Annotated in this window: 11 protein-coding genes and 2 rRNA genes; all 13 read right to left on the reverse strand. The window is 28.5% G+C overall.

Annotation, left to right across the window (positions count from 1 at the left end):
• Positions 1-99 precede the first annotated feature (99 nt).
• Complete coding sequence (locus tag BRSU_RS10230; protein ID WP_048595270.1) at positions 100-2,427, reverse strand: BspA family leucine-rich repeat surface protein; 2,328 nt, start codon at positions 2,425-2,427, stop codon at positions 100-102.
• A gap of 1,029 nt (positions 2,428-3,456) precedes the next feature.
• On the reverse strand, positions 3,457-4,896 hold the full coding sequence (locus BRSU_RS10235; protein WP_048595271.1) for a sodium:solute symporter family protein: 1,440 nt from the start codon (positions 4,894-4,896) through the stop codon (positions 3,457-3,459).
• Positions 4,897-5,078: 182 nt separating this feature from the next.
• Positions 5,079-6,440, reverse strand: coding sequence for an MATE family efflux transporter (locus BRSU_RS10240; protein WP_048595272.1), 1,362 nt, complete (start codon positions 6,438-6,440; stop codon positions 5,079-5,081).
• Between the two features lie 860 nt (positions 6,441-7,300).
• Positions 7,301-7,555: a hypothetical protein gene (locus tag BRSU_RS10245; protein ID WP_048595273.1), complete on the reverse strand. Its 255-nt coding sequence runs from the start codon at positions 7,553-7,555 to the stop codon at positions 7,301-7,303.
• 90 nt (positions 7,556-7,645) lie between these two features.
• Positions 7,646-9,682 carry an ankyrin repeat domain-containing protein gene (locus tag BRSU_RS10250; protein ID WP_048595274.1) on the reverse strand — a complete coding sequence of 679 codons (2,037 nt, stop codon included), beginning with the start codon at positions 9,680-9,682 and terminating at the stop codon, positions 7,646-7,648.
• Between the two features lie 20 nt (positions 9,683-9,702).
• Entirely contained in the window at positions 9,703-10,137 is a 435-nt protein-coding gene (locus tag BRSU_RS10255; protein WP_048595275.1) for a hypothetical protein, read from the reverse strand.
• A gap of 93 nt (positions 10,138-10,230) precedes the next feature.
• Positions 10,231-10,926 (reverse strand): hypothetical protein, encoded by a 696-nt coding sequence (locus BRSU_RS10260; protein ID WP_245158089.1) that lies wholly within the window; start codon positions 10,924-10,926, stop codon positions 10,231-10,233.
• Positions 10,927-12,314: 1,388 nt separating this feature from the next.
• Positions 12,315-13,049 carry a Bax inhibitor-1/YccA family protein gene (locus tag BRSU_RS10265; RefSeq protein ID WP_048595276.1) on the reverse strand — a complete coding sequence of 245 codons (735 nt, stop codon included), beginning with the start codon at positions 13,047-13,049 and terminating at the stop codon, positions 12,315-12,317.
• A gap of 134 nt (positions 13,050-13,183) precedes the next feature.
• A complete protein-coding gene (locus BRSU_RS10270) occupies positions 13,184-13,465 on the reverse strand; it encodes a hypothetical protein (RefSeq protein ID WP_048595277.1) in 282 nt (93 codons plus the stop codon).
• 185 nt (positions 13,466-13,650) lie between these two features.
• A complete protein-coding gene (locus BRSU_RS10275; protein WP_048595278.1) occupies positions 13,651-13,845 on the reverse strand; it encodes a hypothetical protein in 195 nt (64 codons plus the stop codon).
• Positions 13,846-13,923: 78 nt separating this feature from the next.
• On the reverse strand, positions 13,924-14,154 hold the full coding sequence (locus BRSU_RS10280) for a hypothetical protein (RefSeq protein ID WP_048595279.1): 231 nt from the start codon (positions 14,152-14,154) through the stop codon (positions 13,924-13,926).
• Positions 14,155-14,251: 97 nt separating this feature from the next.
• Positions 14,252-14,368, reverse strand: a 5S ribosomal RNA gene (gene rrf, locus BRSU_RS10285).
• Positions 14,369-14,486: 118 nt separating this feature from the next.
• Positions 14,487-17,476 (reverse strand): 23S ribosomal RNA (locus BRSU_RS10290).
• Positions 17,477-18,048 lie beyond the last annotated feature (572 nt).

Raw genomic sequence — 18,048 nt, forward strand, 5'->3', positions numbered from 1 at the left:
TACTTTATAAAGATATTCAATTCTATATTATAAGTAGAAATTTTACAAGTTTTATATATGTAAAATAATTTAATATTTTCAAATTTTATTCTTCAATGCTTAATTAAACATATCAGTAAGTCTAAAATCCCATACCATAAATATTAAAAAAGTATATATAAATCTTTTTGACACTTCTTTGTTTTCATTATTTGTAAATTCAATATTTATTTTAACTTTATCTTTATAATCTGCCTCTCCATCAATTTGAGCTTTTATTGTAAAAGTATCTCTATCATCAATAGTTAAAGAATATTCTTTAATTGTTCTATATTCTGTATATAAAGGAAACATACCATATCTCATTCCAAACGCTTTGAAAGTACCGTAAGCAATTTCTATATTTTGAAGTTTATCTATTTCATTTTCTAAATTATTTTTATCAATATTTATGATGCTTAATTGATTTATAGTCTGTGATAATTCATAATCCTGTAATTGTTGTCTCCATTTTGTAATTGTTTCTTCTTCCATTTCAATAGGGCTTGCTAAACTAATAAAACTACTATTATCAATTTTTACTTCTTCATCATTACTATTTGTATAGCTTCCATCGCCTGAATATCTGAATGTGGTTATAAAATTATTACTATTGTCGTATAAACTCCATATAAGAGATAAGTCAAATTTATTCATTATTGGGTTATCAATAAATACCTCTTTGAAAAAATCATAATCGTATTTATCTCCTGCAATGAGTAATTGATTTAATATATACGAAAATTTTTTTATAATATTAGAAACTTGTTCCCTTATATATTTTATATTTTGTTTTTTGTTTTCGTCTAAATTTCTTGGAATAGATTTTAATATTTTACTTTCTTTTATATCGAATATACTTACAGAATAATCATTGTTTAGTATTAATTTATAATTTTCATCAAGAATCTTTTCGTTATTTTTGTCAAAGCCAATATTTGAATTATATTTCAATTCTAAATTGTAGAATGGAATTTTTTTATCTTTTGCAATTTCTATCAAAATATCTAAAGCATTGTTTTTTGTTGCCATTTTTTTTGCATTATTATATATATTGAATAATATTTTAATTGTGTATTCATTTTCTTTATTTAAAGATAGTATTTTAAAAAATAATTTTGATTCGCCGTCTTTTTTGTATATTTCTTCTAATGCTTCATAGCCCCCATATAATCCGTAAATTAATTGTGCTGTTTCCTTATTTGTTTCTCTGTAAATATTTTCAGCAAAGCTCAAAAAACTTTCTTTATCAAGCAAATCTATAATAGAATCAATTTCAACAATACGATAAATATACTTCTTTAATTCTAAATATTTTAAATATAAGTATTTTATTACTTTTATATTAACTTCTCTTGATTTATCTTTTATTAATACATTAGCTTCTTTTATAAAATCAACTTTCTTTTCATCTTTTTTATTTAAAGTATTCTCAGCATAATTTTCTACTTCTTCTATACTTTTAAAAATTTTGAAATCTGATAAATTTTTTAATTCATCATAATAAATATTTTCTAATCTTCTTTTGAAAGCTATTATTTTTTTATTTTTACTTTCGGAAGCTATTTTATGAGCTTCTTTCAAATTGTCTTCTATAATATCATTACCGTAATAATAATCACCTAATACATGTAAATATAAAGTCCATTTCAAATTTTGAAAATTTTTAAAGTTATTACAGAATTGAAAAATATTTTCCATTGAATTAACTTGACTAATATCCCAATTTTCTAAAGAACTGTACTGATTAAAATTATAAGTGCCGCCGAACATGTAACTCATATTCTTTATTTTTGAAGTATTCCATTTATCAAGAGGCTGATTAAACTTTGAAGCAAGATAAAACATATATGATGTATCTTTAACATTTGATATATTCCAATCATTTAAAGGCTGATCGAACTCAAAAGATTGTGCAAACATACAATACATATTTTCAACATTAGATACATTCCAACTATTAAGCGGCTGATTAAATTTACTGCATCCCTCAAACATACAAGTCATATCTTTAACACTCTCAACATTCCAAGATGAAATATCCTGATTAAATTCCATAGCATCATTAAACATATAATTCATAATTTTTAATTTATGAACATTCCAATTATTAAGAGGCTGATTGAATTTAATTGCATACCTAAACATATAGCCCATATCTTCTACATTAGATACATTCCAGTTATTTATATTATGATTAAATTTACGGGCAAAAGAAAACATTGAGTTCATACTTACTACATTAGAAGTATCCCAAGTTTCTATTCCTGAAAAATCTTCTCTTTCGCTTCCTGAAAATAATCCGCTCATATCTTTAATAAGACTTGTATCTATATCGCCTAAATAAATATTTTCATCTTGTACTATTTCGTATAATTCTTTTAAAATTTCTGGTTTGTATTTATGCATATATTTATCCGTAATTTTTATTTTAACAGTATAATATATTTATTTAAGAATTTCTATTAACTAAATATATTAATTTTATAACGCACGGTTAATAAAACTTTATAAATAATTAAAATATATATTTAAAAATTAATCTAAATTATTAATTTTCTCTGCGTGCGGTGGATAATACAATAAATTTAAAAAAATCTTGGGTGGGTATTATAATCACAGTATAAAATAAAAAAGAAAAGTAATACAAAAATGACAAATGAGATTAAAAAATATAAAGGGTGGGCAAATGTAATTAATTTTTAAAACTTTAATTACATACCCCGCCATTTAATATTTATAGTTTATTGTTGAAAAAATTGATAATAAAATAGTATAATTTTTTTATTTATCAACTTTTTTATACCTAAAAAAGTTGCAAAAAAGACAAGTTTTATAAGTTGAAAACTAAATAAAATTATAATATTAATTTAATACAAGTTTTATAAATTATTTTATTTAGTATGCATTTATTTTAAAAGTCAATAAAGTAATTATTATCAATTAATTTATTTATATACTTATAATTTTATATTTTTATTTTATTCAAAATTTTCAAATGATTAATTCGTTGTTATTGTAGTTAATACAATGAATAAAAAAAACTTGGGTGGATGTTATAATACAGTATAAAATAAAAAAGAAAAGTAATACAAAAATGACAAATGAGATTAAAAAATATAAAGGGTGGCAAATGTAATTAATTTTTAAAACTTTAATTACATACCCCGCCCTTTAATATTTATAATTTATTTTTGAAATTATAATTTAAATTTGTTTTTTTATTAAATTAGAAAATATAGCACCCACCCAATTGTTATTTAAATTTATAATGATACCTCCGCACGCTGAATGCATTTTGTATATAAGATGATGGAATAACAGAATTTTAATAATATAAAAAAATATACTTACCGTGCGTTAAATAAATAGAATAATAAATAAAAGCATATAAAAGTTTTATTAAATTATACTTTTATATGCTTTATTAAAAAATTATTATTTAGCTTCTTTAGTATCTGAAACATCAGGCTTAGGCTGTATTATAGCAGAAAGAACTAAGAATACTACTAAGCTTGCAACTATACCAGGTATTATAGGGTCAACTCCAAATAAATTAATATTTTTATTGTATTGGAAGAATATTGTAACAACACTTCCGGCTATCAATGAACCCATACTAGCAACCGCAGAAAGTTTTTTGTTTGTGTAGTTTCCAAATAAATATGGTATAAATACACCTGCAGCACGCAAGCTGAATGAGAACATTAATATTGTTATTAAGTTTGAAGCTTTGAAAGCTATAAACATAGATATAAGCCCAACAGCAACCATACATGCTCTTCCAATGAAAAGTAATTGTTTGTCAGTAGCATCCTTATTAATGTATTTTTTGTATATATCATTTGTAGCTATTACTGATACTGCAAGCATATCAGAGTCAGCTGATGACATAGTAGCTGATATTAATGCAGAGAATAATAAACCAACTATTACAGGAGGCATTGTATGCATAGCAAGTACAGGTAAAATATATCTAGTACCTTCAGAAGTAAGAAGTTCAGAAGTAAGAAGTCCGTCTTTAACAACACTTGAAGCAATCAAACCCAAAAATGCTGGGAATAAAGAATATAATATACATACCAATCCGCCGACTAAAGAACCTATCATCAAAGATTTAGAATCCCTAGCAGAAAAGAATCTCTGACTAATTTCAGGACCTACAGAATATGAAGCAATATACATTATGGTTAATGATATTATAGTAGGCCAGCCCATACCAGCAGTAAAAGATTTTTGTGCAGGTGTTAAATTTGAAAGTACATGATCAAAACCGCCTGCGTAATTCAAAGCAAAAGGTATAGCAACTAAACTGCCTATAAATACTAATGAACCTTGAATCAAATCTGTAAAAGCAACTCCCCAAAGTCCACCCATAGAAGAATATGCAGTAACTACTATTGTAACTATAACTACAGATAATTTATAATTCCAGCCAGTCATAACTGTTAATATACTTGCTGAAGCTATTATCTGGGCTGCTGTTATACCTATCATAGGAAGCCCCATTATAATAGAAGTAACTAATGCATTTGCTTTACCATATCTTTTGTAAAAATATTCTGATACAGTAGTAACCATTGCATTTCTAAATCTTTGAGCTAAAAATGCTAAAACAAGATAAGCAATAGAAGCTGTTATTACATACCAAACAGCAGAAAGTCCCCATTTACCAAAAGCCTGTTCTGCTAAACCTAATGAAGTACCTCCTCCAATATTTGTAGCAGCTAAAGTTCCAGCCAAAAGTACAGGTCCTAAATTTCTTCCGGCTAATGCAAAATCATTACTGTTGCTTATTTTTTTACTGGAGTACACGCCTATAAGAAGCATAGCTACCAAGTATAGAACTACTATAATTATTACTATAGTTCCGCCCATAATTAAAACTCCTTAAACATTTTATTTTTTTAAATGAAAATTTTAATGAATAATTATAATATTTTTATTTTTAATATAAAGATATTATATGTAAAAAATACCGAAAACATATTATATATTATTTACAAACAAAACACTTTCGTAAATAAAAACAAAAATTATTGTTATATTAATAAAAATATTTACAGGGTAATATTTGAATTCTTCTGCCATTTGTTGGATTTTAAATAATACATACTAAAGAAAGTATTGATTATATAGCATATACCCATAGAAAGCCATATTCCTATAAGCTCAAAATGTGGAGATAATGCATAGGCTAAAATCGTTCTCAAAATTAAAGTAGTAGATGTTGTGAAAGCCATTATTACTATAGTTTTACCTGCACCGTTTATAACTCCATTACATACAAACATCACAGAATAAAAAATAAATATTGGCATTATAGTATAAATATAGCTTCTTGCATATTCAAAAACCTGAGTATCTTTTGTAAACATTCTTATGAGTAAATAAGGATTAGTTATTGAAAATATACTCATAATAGAAGAAATTATAATACCTATAACGATTCCGCTTTTTAGAATTTCTTTTACTCTCTCTAATTTTTTAGCTCCGATATTCTGTGCTGACATTGTCATAACAGCATTTCCTAAAGCTCCCATAGGCATTATAAAAAGCGACTCTACTCTATTAACAATAGCCACAGTTGCACTTGCTGCCTCTCCGAAACTGCTTATAAGTCTTGTAATTACTAACCATCCGAAAGCTACTATAAACTGATTGAATGAAATAGGTATTCCTAATTTAAGTATTTTTTTAGTCATATTCAAATCGAATGTAAATACAAAAGGATTTATTTTTATAAAGCTGTTTTTTATTCTAAGATATGTTGTGCTTATAAATACAGAAGTAAATTGAGCAATTACTGTAGCAATAGCAGCACCTTGAAGTCCCATTGCAGGTATTATCCAAAAACCTTTTATAAGTATAGGGTCTAATATTATGTTAATTATAGATGATACAATCAAAAATATTAATGGTCTTACGGTATCGCCTACAGCTCTTAATATAGAAGAAATAAAAAAGTAAGTATATGCAAATGGCATACCCAAAATAGATATTCTTAAATATATTAATGCCATCTCCATAGCATTTTCAGGAGTTTTCATCATTATTAATATATTTCTTGAGAATATAAGCATTAAAGCTCCAACTGTAAATAATATTATAACTCCCAAAGTGGTAGATACTTTTATAACATGGCTTACAGTATCATAATCTTTAGCTCCGTAATACTGCGAAACTATAACACCATTAGCCATATTAACACCGAATGCAAAAGAACCCATTATAAGCATTATTGGAAAGCTTACTGCAACTGCCGAAAGTCCAAGAGGCCCTATAATATTACCTATCCAAATACTATCTACTATATTATATACAACATTAAGCATATTAGACATCAGTATTGGTATAAGCAGTTTTAATAATGTGGGAACAACTTTTGCTTCTGTGAGATCTGTTCCTATATGATTAGCCATTTATATTTTTAACACCTATTATTTAATTAAACTTATCATAATATTATAAACTAAATAACAATTAATTAAATAGTAAAAACAAAATTATTTTTTTATATTAACTTTCATTTTCTAAAATTAAACGCACGGTAAATATATTGTTTATTTAATTTAAATTATATTATTCAATAATCTTATATAAAAAATTGCATTCATCGTGCGGTGTAAACATTATAAATTTAAATAATGCTTGGGTGGGTTTTATAATATCAGAATTAGTTTTTAATAAACAAAAAATAAAAAATGCAGAATATATTAAAAAAATATAAAGGGCGGGCAAATGTAATTAAATTTTAAAACTTTTATTACATACCACATCCTTTAATATATACTGAAAATTTTTGAGTTTGTCAATCAATACACTTTATGTAGAATTATCAACTTTTTTGCCGCACAAAAAAGTTGCTGCCACAGGCACGCTTCGCGAAAACGCAATTGCTAGAATTTTATATTTTAAGAATATCTATCAAATATGGTGTAATAGAGTAATTTTAGGTTAAAAATGCAGTTGTTTTGGTTCTTTTATACCAATACCGAAAGGTACCTACTCGGTAAAAGAACTGGGGTATGGGGCAAAGCCCCATATATTAAAAAGAAACTATAGTTTTATTTTTGACAAAATATAGTTGTTTAGGTATATATTGCTTATTTAAAAAATATTAACTTCAATTTATTTTTGAATTAAATTAGAAAATAAAGCACCCACCCAAGTTTAGATTAGGTTTAAAAATTTATTCAACGCACGATTAATTTTATTTTTATTAATAGTTTATAATAAAATAGCATCTAATTTTATTTTTTAGTCTTACTCACCGTGCGAATCATAAAGCAGGCGAATGCTTACCCTTATTAGGACCATTAGGGTGCTTTAGACAATAACCATTTACTAATGACTGCAGAGATTTATTTTTAGCCCCGCAATACTTGCAAAAATATTCTGACTTCTCACCACCTTCATAAAGTTTATGCTTACCATTGTTAGGACCATTTGGGTGCTTTAGACAGTAGCCATTAGTAAGTGAAGCTATTGAAGAATATTTAGCACCGCAATATTCACAGTAAAAATTTTGAGTCATAAAAAGCCTCCTTTTAATTTTGATTATAATTTAATTATATATTATTATGACGACAAAAACTGTCATAATTTCATTTAAATATAAAAAAAGTTATAATTTATAATTAAAACTAAATATATATCCATAATCTAATACACCATTTTGATTTTGATTTATAATAGGAGCAAAAGAATAATATATTTTTCTCTCTAAATTGCTTTTATAAACTGATGAAATAATAGAAGTTAATGCTCCAGCTGTAAATAAACCTATACCTGTAAAAAATAGTGTTCTATTTAGCTTGCTTGTTTTATCAGTTTTGCTGAAATCAAAAAAATCAAAATTATTAGGCTGTCCGTTTACTGCATTTAACATAAACGGACTAGCGGCAGTTAAAGCTCCTCCAATCATTGTTATTATTCCGAAAGTATTGAAGCCTTTTGCTATATTTATACTATTCATATTTTTTTCTATTAATGCTCTTCTATCTGCTTCATAAATTAATCTTTGTCTTTCTGCTTCTAATTTTTTTAATTCCTGTTCTTTTAAACGGTTCTGTATTTCAATTTCTTCCTGTTCTTTTATTCGCTTTTCTTCCTCTAAAGTTTTTAATTCCTGCATTTTTATTTTTAAATCTTCTGTTTCAATGGCACCTTTACTTTTTAAATAATCATACATTTCAAAATTATTATTATCAAATGCATAATGCAAAGCTGTTTTATTATCATCAACTTTAGTATTAATATCCGCTTTTTTAGAAATAAGTAGTTCTGCCATTTCTCTATTATTATTTTCTGCAGCAATCATTAAATATGTTTTATTATCATATCTTGTATTTACATCTGACTTATTTTCAATGAGAAGCTCAGCTATTTCTAATTTATTGTCTTTTACTGCTAAATATAATTCTTTACCATCATTTTCATTTAAAGATATTTTTTTTGATAAAAGAGCTTCAACTATATCTTTATTGCCTTTTTCTATAGCATACATTAATGTTGTATTTTTATAATCTTCATAATATTCATAATCATTATTTATAGTATTATATATATAAGCATTATTTTTAAGAAGAAATTTAACTCCTTCTAAATCATTACCATTAATAGCATATAAAAGAGGATATGTATTATTAAAATTCTTATCAATATCTAAATATCCTATATCAATTAACTGCTGAGCTACATCATAATACTCTAATGCAGTACATAAACTTATAAGATAAGTTCCTTTTTCAAAACTTTTAGTATTTCCATTTTTGCTTTCAAAACTAGTATCTCTTCCTAAATATAGTTTTTGATTAGTTACCATATTATTTATTTCTTCTATTACAGAATTATTATTAGTATATGATGATATTAAAGTTTTATATTTATCAAATACATAGCTATTAAAAAATATATTCATAATATCTTTACTGTATGAATAATCCATAGCAAGCATAATAGCTGTTTTTCTGCTATTATTTGTAATTTTTAAATTTGGTTTTTTATCTAATATTTGTTTTATTATATTTGTAGAATTTTTATCTATAGCATACATTAATAGACTATGATTATTATAATTGCTATATTGATAATTAATATTTATGCCTTTATCTAAAAGACTTTTAAAAACATCATCATAATTTTTTGATATTATAAGTTTAACAGCATACCAATCATTATTTTTATAATCAGCATTATTATTGATGAGTAATTTTGCAATATCTCTATGCTCATATCTTGCTGCTATTTCTAAGGAAGTTAAAGATTCAGTAACAAATTTATTTAGATAACTATCAATATAAATTATCTTAAATAAATTATTTGAATACTCTGCCTTATTTTCCATTAATAATTTTACTATATCATAATGCCCGTTCATAATAGCATCTCTTATTGGAGTATTAAGATTAACATCAGCACCATTTTCTATAAGAAGTTTAACTATATCAAAAGATCCTTTACGGCTTGCAATCAATAAAGCAGTATCCTCAATAAAATCGCTTTTTTCATTAACATTAACACCTTTTCTAATTAACTCCCTAATCTTTTTAATATCTCCAGATTCGCATGCTTCGTATAATTGATAATTGAGCCTATCCTCAGAGTATAGATAGGATAAATTAAATATTGTAAATAGAATAAATAATTTGAATAATTTCATAAACCTGCTCCATTTAATAATTACTCATTAGTAGAACTATATTCTTCCCACCATTTTTTTATTTCGATTATATTTGTATAATATTTTTTAGTTAATTCATCATTGTAATAATAGTTTTCTCCTTCCTCTCCTTCTATAGAACAATTAAGAGTATTACCATTTAATTTGAAATTTAAATATGATTTTGTAACAAACAAATCCATAGTATAAACAGCCTCATTTTTACTTTTTATTTCACTTACAGAAGTGGTTAATAATGTTAGAATTGAAGCCAGAGGATTTATTACAGCTTCTTCATCTCCTACTAAAACTTTATTTCCTACAAAGAGCAGGGATTCATTACCATTAGTATAGAATTTATAACTTACATTTTTATACCACCCTTCTTCTTTGCTTTCACAGGATATAAATACTAATATTGATAATAAAGCTAATAAGAATATTTTTAATTTCATTTTTTACTCCTAATTAAATATAATTCAAAATAAAAACTAAAGGCTTCACTCAAAAAACTTCAAGCAAAGCCCTTTAATTTTTAATATGATTGATTATTTTTTTATATTACAAACTATATCTTTATTTAACATTTCTGCAGGTGCACCTGGATTTTCTGTAAATCTAACTGTTACAGAATTTCCATCAGAAGCAAATTTTAAAGTACCTTTAATTGCATTTGGTTCTCCATAAAAGTCAGTAGAAAAGCTATAATCAATACCATAACCTGTTACAGGGAAATATCCTTGATATTGAGGTTCTGATGTTTGGTCATTACCGGCACTCATACCAACTTTAGAATCTTTTATTGATACCCAGAAATATTGAGACTGAATTACAGCAGATGTTGATACGTAGGAATTATTGTTATACTGTTCTATGCCTTTTGATGTTTTAGTATATGTAACATCTTGTCCATCAATATTTACAGTTGCTTTATTTACATTGTTAAATGTTATCTTAATTTCCTTTCCATAAATTTTTACTTTATAATTAGGATCATTAGCTTCTATGATTTCACCTTGTGGTCCACGTGACGAATTTTTATATTCGTGTATATTACCGTTTATATCTATTTCTACATTATCACCAGTACTATATTCCCATATACCAGCATATTGTGCATTTATAGTTTTTGGGGTACTTGTATCTGGTGCTGTTTTGTCCTTATTGGAACAGCTTACTGATAAGATACCTACTAAAAATAGGCTTAAAAATATTGTTGAAATTTTTTTACTAATTTTACTCATAGTAAAACTCCTTTTTTTGATTTTTTTATTCTAAACATTTTCATGTTTATTTGCTCATTCAATTTTTTATAGCTTAATCATGCACTATCAATGCGACAAAAACTGTCATAATTTTTTAAGTTTTTATGTATTTTATATTTTTTATACAAAACAATTATCTATTATTTTAAATGTATTTTTAAATTTAAATACGAATTTAAATTTATTTTTAAATTTATTATACTATATATTATTTTAAATTTAAAGCAAGATAATTCTATATTTTTTATATTCTACTAATATACAATTATCAACATTTTAAAAAAGCTAGAATATCAGTATTATTTTTTATAAATGGTAATATCACAAACAATAAAAGTTTTAATAATTTTAAATATTAGTACATAACAAAACTATATCTATCATCCAATAGAAAGGCTTTGAAGCGTTTTGAAAATCAATATATAAAAGAAAAAATGAATAAGTTAAAGATAATACTACATAAAACAATTATATAATAATATTCAAACTGAATATAAAAATAATATCTGCTTTTGCAACTTTTACCACGGGAAAAATTGAGTAAATATTATTAATTATATTATTTAATGTCTATGTTTTTATAAAAAATTAGTACATTATAGGACTTTAGTCTTCCCTTCAATTACAAGGCTTTGAAGCGTTTTAAAAATCAATATCTAAAACAAAAAACAATGAATTAAAAATATTATTATATAAAACAATTATTTGTTTATATATACTTAAAATTTTCAAGTTCTAATTTTTTATGTCGTTCTTTTTCCCGCCGCAAAAAGAACCAAAAAGTGCAAATTAAAATTAGTACATTATGAAACTTTATTGTTCCATTCAATATAAAGGCTTTGAAGCGTTTGGAAAATTAATCTTATAAAACAAAAAACAATAAATTAAAAATAATATTATATAAAAACATTATTTGTTTATATAATAATATTAAACTATAATAAAAATACTATGTGCTTTTGCAACTTTTACCACGGGAAAAGTTGAATAAATATTTTAATTTATAGATAAACAACTATATTTTGTCAAAAATTATTTTTTAAATTTTAAAGATCTGCAGGGCTTCGCCCACCGCGAAGCGTACCCGTAGGGTAACACCCACTTCTTTTGTTGCCACATACGCAGTACGCCTTCGGCGAGAAGCAAAAGGGCTATATTTGAGCTTAAACTGATAATTTATATTAAGTGAATCAGTTGAGAAAGTTAAAAATTTTAATAATATTATAGGAATTTATTCTTCCATTCAATAACAAAGATTTGAAGCGTCTGCAAAATATATAAATAAAATAAATTAATAATATAATGCAAATAAAAAAGGCATACATAAATTAATATGCATGCCTTTAATTTCCTTAATTATATTAATTTTAATCTCTGCTTCTTATTTTAGATAAAAGTTTTAATATCTCTAAATAAAGCCATACCAAAGTAACAAGAAGTCCGAAAGCAGCGTACCATTCAAAGTATTTAGGCATATTATACTGCTCGCCTTTCTCCATAAAGTCAAAATCCAAAAGTAAATTAAATGAAGCAACAAGAACTATTACAATACTTATTCCAATACTTAAAGGACTTGAACCATATAAGAAAGGAATTCTAGCACCAAAGAATGACATTATAAAATTAGCTAAATATACAAGACCTATACATAATGTAGATACTGTTATTACGCTTCTAAATTTTTCAGTTACTCTTATTATTCTAAATCTATATAATACCAACATTATAAATAAATCTAAAAATGTAAGAAATACTGCCTGTACAACTATACCGTCATAAGCAGCATTAAAAAGATAAGAAACTGCACCTATAGCAACACCTTCAAGTATAGCATAAAGTATAGAAAATACTTTAGATAATTCTTTTTTGAAAGTCATTATCAAAGCCAATATAAAAGAAGCTATAGATGAACCTAAAGCAGCAGGATAAAGAAGACCAGGATTAGCAGCTAAAACAAAAAATACACTTACCATAGCTGAAAGTATTAACACTAACGTAAGTATTATTGATTTGTTAATTGCCCCATTAACAGTCATTGTATTATCATTTTCATAACTTGATGCATAATTAAATGCCTTATCTGATAAAACAGGATTTGCCATAATTTTAAACCTCCAAAATTGTTTTTATTTAATTTACTATTATATAACAAGTTTAATAAAATACTAGTCTAAAGTATAACTAATTATTTTAAATAAAGTAATATTATTATTTTCATTGATATAAAAAATTAAATTCATTTATTTTCCTCATCTCCTGCTATTTTCCTGACAAGAAGTATCCCAATTAATGTTAAAACAAGTAATATAAGCTTATGAACAATTACTGTTATTAACTGGCTTATTATAAATGCTATTAAAAAAGATACTGCATATTTAGAAAAAGTATTAGGAAGAAAAGAAGCATTTTCTAATTTAAAATTATAAATAATAAAAGTTAGCGGTACAGCAATTATAATAGTAAATATAGAAACTGATATTATAGAAGACGACATAATTTTTTTATTTTCTTTTTCCATTTTTCAAAAACCTCATAAATTATTTTTATTTAATTATTATCGTATTTTAATTAAAATAAAATACCTATATAAAGTATATATAACTAATTATTTCAAATAAAGTAATATTTGCAAGGATATAATGAAATATAATACTAAATTATTTCTGAACTAAAATAATGGAATCTTTTGAAAGCTATATATTATTAGAAAAAATATTCTCTCATCTCTTTTAATAATTCTTTGTTTAATTGATAACTATAATACTTTGGTATAATAGAATCAATGCCGCAATATGGACAAATAGCAGTTAAATCATTTTGATCTTCTATCCAATCAGTTATAAGTTTATAGCTAAAAATGCTCACGCAATAAAAACAGCCGCAAACATCTTCTTTCATTAATAATTCCTTATGATTAGAAGATAATTTATATATTTTTAATAGTTTTTCAACTGTAATTTTTTATTAAATAAATTGTCAATCTTTCATTTTCTTATTTATAACTTTTATTAAAATAACACACACTAATATAGCAATAATGAAAGGCACAGCAAAAATAAAAGAAACACTAGGAGGAGCAGAAGCCCCATCAAATTTAACAGCATAATACATATAACCATAATTGAAAGCAACTACAGTAACCATCATATAAGAAAATAAATAAGCTATAATTTTAATAGTTTTTATAATTCTTTCTTTATTATTCATTTATAAATCTCTTTTATTTTTAAATTTAAAGGATTAAGATTTTAAATATAAAAAATCCCAACAGAAATAAATCTATTGGGATAAATATATAATATATACCCGGCAACGTTCTACTCTCCCGTAAAGCTACCCTTACAGTACCATCGACGATGAAAGGCTTAACTGCCGTGTTCGGAATGGGAACGGGTGTATCACTTTCTCTATGGTCACCGAAATAATATTAGCAAATTAAAAGAACAATTTTTAATCTCTTTGCCAGATATATAAGAGCGTAGATGTCTCATTCTACTCTTTATTATAATTTCCTTTATTTTTAAGAAGAAAACGATAATATGGTCAAGTCATTGGTCTGATTAGTGCTGCTCAGCTGAACAGGTATTTCTTCCCTGCTTACACTTGCAGTCTATCAACGTCGTAGTCTCCAACGAAACTCATAGGGAAAGTTAATCTTGAAGGAGGCTTCCCACTTAGATGCTTTCAGCGGTTATCCCGTCCGCACATAGCTACTCTGCGATGCTCTTGGCAGAACAACAGATACACCAGCGGTGCGTTCATTCCGGTCCTCTCGTACTAAGAATGACTCTTCTCAACTTTCCAACGCCCACAACGGATAGGGACCAAACTGTCTCACGACGTTCTGAACCCAGCTCGCGTACCGCTTTAATTGGCGAACAGCCAAACCCTTGGGACCTGCTCCAGCCCCAGGATGCGATGAGCCGACATCGAGGTGCCAAACCTCCCCGTCGATATGAACTCTTGGGGGAGATAAGCCTGTTATCCCCGGAGTACCTTTTGTCCGTTTAGCGATGGCCCTTCCACTCGGGACCACCGGATCACTAAGACCTACTTTCGTACCTGCTCGAGATGTCTCTCTCGCAGTCAAGCCACCTTATGCCTTTATACTCTACTACCGATTTCTATTCGGTTTGAGGTGACCTTTGCACGCCTCCGTTACTCTTTAGGAGGCGACCGCCCCAGTCAAACTACCCGCCTGACAATGTCCGGCTGCCGGATAACGGCTAACCGTTAGAATCCCATTTTGCGAAGGATGGTATTTCAACGATGGCTCCATGAAAGCTGGCGCTCCCACTTCAAAGCCTCCCATCTATCCTACACATCACAAAACAAAACTCAATGTCAAGTTATAGTAAAGGTTCACGGGGTCTTTCCGTCCTGTTGCGGGTAATCAGCATCTTCACTGATAATTCAATTTCACCGAGTTCTTCCCCGAGACAGTGCCCGGATCGTTACACCATTCGTGCAGGTCGGAACTTACCCGACAAGGAATTTCGCTACCTTAGGACCGTCATAGTTACGGCCGCCGTTTACTGGGGCTTCAATTCGAAGCTTCGCTTACGCTAACCTCTCCTTTTAACCTTCCAGCACTGGGCAGGTGTCAATCCCTATACATCCATTTACATGTTTGCAGAGATCTGTGTTTTTGTTAAACAGTCGGCCAGGCCTTTTCACTGCGACTCTCCTCTCAATATTACTACCAAGATTCAAGCGTCTCTTTTTCCGAAGTTACAAGACTAATTTGCAGAGTTCCTTAGGGAAGATTATCTCGAGCGCCTTAGAATACTCATCTCACCCACCTGTGTCGGTTTGCGGTACGATTATGACATGCCTAACCTTAGAAATTATTTCTCGACAGCCTAGCTCACGCAACTTCCTGAACCCGAAAGCCCAGTCACTATCCAGCCTCAACCTTAAAGCAACAAGCATTTTACTCATCACAAGTCTAAACTGTTTGACGTTATCTACCAATCTAACGCGTACGCAAACAATCTGTGTCATTCCATCGAAACATATCATAGTACAGGAATATTTACCTGTTTCCCATCGACTACGCTTTTCAGCCTCATCTTAGGGGTCGACTAACCCTAGGCAGATTAGCTTTACCTAGGAAACCTTGGGTTTGCGGCGAACGGGTTTCTCACCCGTTTTCTCGTTACTCATGCCTGCATCCTCACTTCTTATACCTCCAGCCCATCTCACGATGAACCTTCAACGGCTTAAAGAACGCTCTCCTACCAATTATAGATTAACTCTATAATTCCCTAGCTTCGGTACTATGTTTGAGCCCCGTTACATTTTCGGCGCAAGAACACTCGACCAGTGAGCTGTTACGCACTCTTTAAAGGAATGGCTGCTTCTAAGCCAACCTCCTGGCTGTTTAAGTATTCTCACATCCTTTCCCACTTAACATAGATTTTGGGACCTTAGCTGAGGATCTGGGCTGTTTCCCTTTTGACAATGACGCTTATCCGCCGCTGTCTAACTGCCATGTTCTTAACTTACGGTATTCGGAGTTTAGTTGGGTTTGGTACTCGGTTAGGAGCCCTAGTCCATTTAGTGCTCTACCCCCGCAAGTAAACACATAACGCTGCCCCTAAAGACATTTCGGAGAGAACCAGCTATCTCCAAGTTTGATTAGCCTTTCACTCCTACCCACAAGTCATCCAAAGCCTTTTCACGGCCACTGGTTCGCACCTCCATTCGATGTTACTCGAGTTTCGCGCTGCTCATAGGTAGATCACTTGGCTTCGGGTCGTATAGCACGCAACTAATTTCGCCCTATTAAGGCTCGCTTTCACTACGACTACAAGGCTATTACCTCTTAATCTTGCTACGTACTATAAGTCGCAGGCTCATTCTACAAAAGGCACGCCATCAGGCCATCTACTATTGCTAGCAGGGTACCCTCTGACTACTTGTAAGCTTAAGGTTTCAGGTTCTATTTAATAACCCTCAACGGGAGACTTTTCACCTTTCCCTCACGGTACTCTACACTATTGGTCACTGGTTAGTATTTTGCCTTGGATAGTGGTCTACCCAGATTCAAACAGGGTTTCACGTGCCCCGCCCTACTCAGGAACGATAAAACCTTGTCTATATGATTTCGTGTACAGGACTATCACCCACTATGGTCTGCTTTTCCAAAACAGTTCCACTATCATATAAAGCAAAGTCGATGCATGCAAGTACATCACTTACCGCCCTACAACACCATAATAACAACGCCTTGCAGCTTGACATTATTAAGGTTTAGGCTCTTCCCCTTTCGCTCGCCACTACTTAGGGAATCTCAATTTTGATTACTCTTCCTCCAGGTACTTAGATGTTTCAGTTCCCTGGGTGTCGCCTCATACACCTATGGATTCAGTGTATGATATAGAAGGTTTACTTCTATAGGTTTTCCCATTCGGTGATCTACGGATCATAGAATATTTGCTTCTCCCCGTAGCTTATCGCAGCTTGTCACGACCTTCATCGCCTTCCAGTGCCTAGGCATCCACCTTAAGCCCTTACTTACTTGACCATATTATCCTTTTCTTCTTTATATAGAAGCTAAAGCTAATATATCAAATTGAATGAGACTTTTAGCTAATTAAAGCTGTTTCTTATCTAATTCTTTAGTAACGCTCCGCTTAATTGTTTCTACTCTAAGACACACAATCTAATTGTGTTTTCTTTATCTAGTGAAGATTTTTATAATCGCTGATTTCCGTCTTTTATGTTGGAAAAAACTTTCTAAAAATCTACGCTCTCATATATCTGTCAAAGATCTTAAGTTTTTCATTTTCAGTTGGTGTTTCGTTTCTTTCGTTTTGTTTTTTGTTTCTCATCAACTGTTTTATTATTATAGCATACAGTTAGAAAAACGCAATACTTAAAAAGCCCTATTTATGTCAAAAAAAGCAAATATTTTTAAAATAATTGATTATATAATACATTTCATACAAAAATTAAGTTAGAAAAATTAAAAAGCTATAAAAAGCCTTTTTTGAGGCCCAATTTTTTTCAAAATTTCATGAATTTCAGTGAAATTTGGGATGAATTTTGGAAATTTTTTATTAAAAAAATGAATTTCTAGAAGAATTTGGGATTTTT

Source organism: Brachyspira suanatina, from assembly GCF_001049755.1.
GTDB lineage: Bacteria > Spirochaetota > Brachyspiria > Brachyspirales > Brachyspiraceae > Brachyspira > Brachyspira suanatina.

Bases quoted from the DNA above. Each gene is read 5' to 3' on its own strand.
- BRSU_RS10270 (WP_048595277.1), bottom strand. From the start codon at position 13,465: ATGGAAAAAGAAAATAAAAAAATTATGTCGTCTTCTATAATATCAGTT.
- BRSU_RS10280 (WP_048595279.1), bottom strand. From the start codon at position 14,154: ATGAATAATAAAGAAAGAATTATAAAAACTATTAAAATTATAGCTTAT.
- BRSU_RS10240 (WP_048595272.1), bottom strand. From the start codon at position 6,440: ATGGCTAATCATATAGGAACAGATCTCACAGAAGCAAAAGTTGTTCCC.
- BRSU_RS10265 (WP_048595276.1), bottom strand. From the start codon at position 13,049: ATGGCAAATCCTGTTTTATCAGATAAGGCATTTAATTATGCATCAAGT.
- BRSU_RS10275 (WP_048595278.1), bottom strand. From the start codon at position 13,845: ATGAAAGAAGATGTTTGCGGCTGTTTTTATTGCGTGAGCATTTTTAGC.
- BRSU_RS10230 (WP_048595270.1), bottom strand. From the start codon at position 2,427: ATGCATAAATACAAACCAGAAATTTTAAAAGAATTATACGAAATAGTA.
- BRSU_RS10255 (WP_048595275.1), bottom strand. From the start codon at position 10,137: ATGAAATTAAAAATATTCTTATTAGCTTTATTATCAATATTAGTATTT.
- BRSU_RS10260 (WP_245158089.1), bottom strand. From the start codon at position 10,926: ATGAGTAAAATTAGTAAAAAAATTTCAACAATATTTTTAAGCCTATTT.
- BRSU_RS10250 (WP_048595274.1), bottom strand. From the start codon at position 9,682: ATGAAATTATTCAAATTATTTATTCTATTTACAATATTTAATTTATCC.
- BRSU_RS10235 (WP_048595271.1), bottom strand. From the start codon at position 4,896: ATGGGCGGAACTATAGTAATAATTATAGTAGTTCTATACTTGGTAGCT.
- BRSU_RS10245 (WP_048595273.1), bottom strand. From the start codon at position 7,555: ATGACTCAAAATTTTTACTGTGAATATTGCGGTGCTAAATATTCTTCA.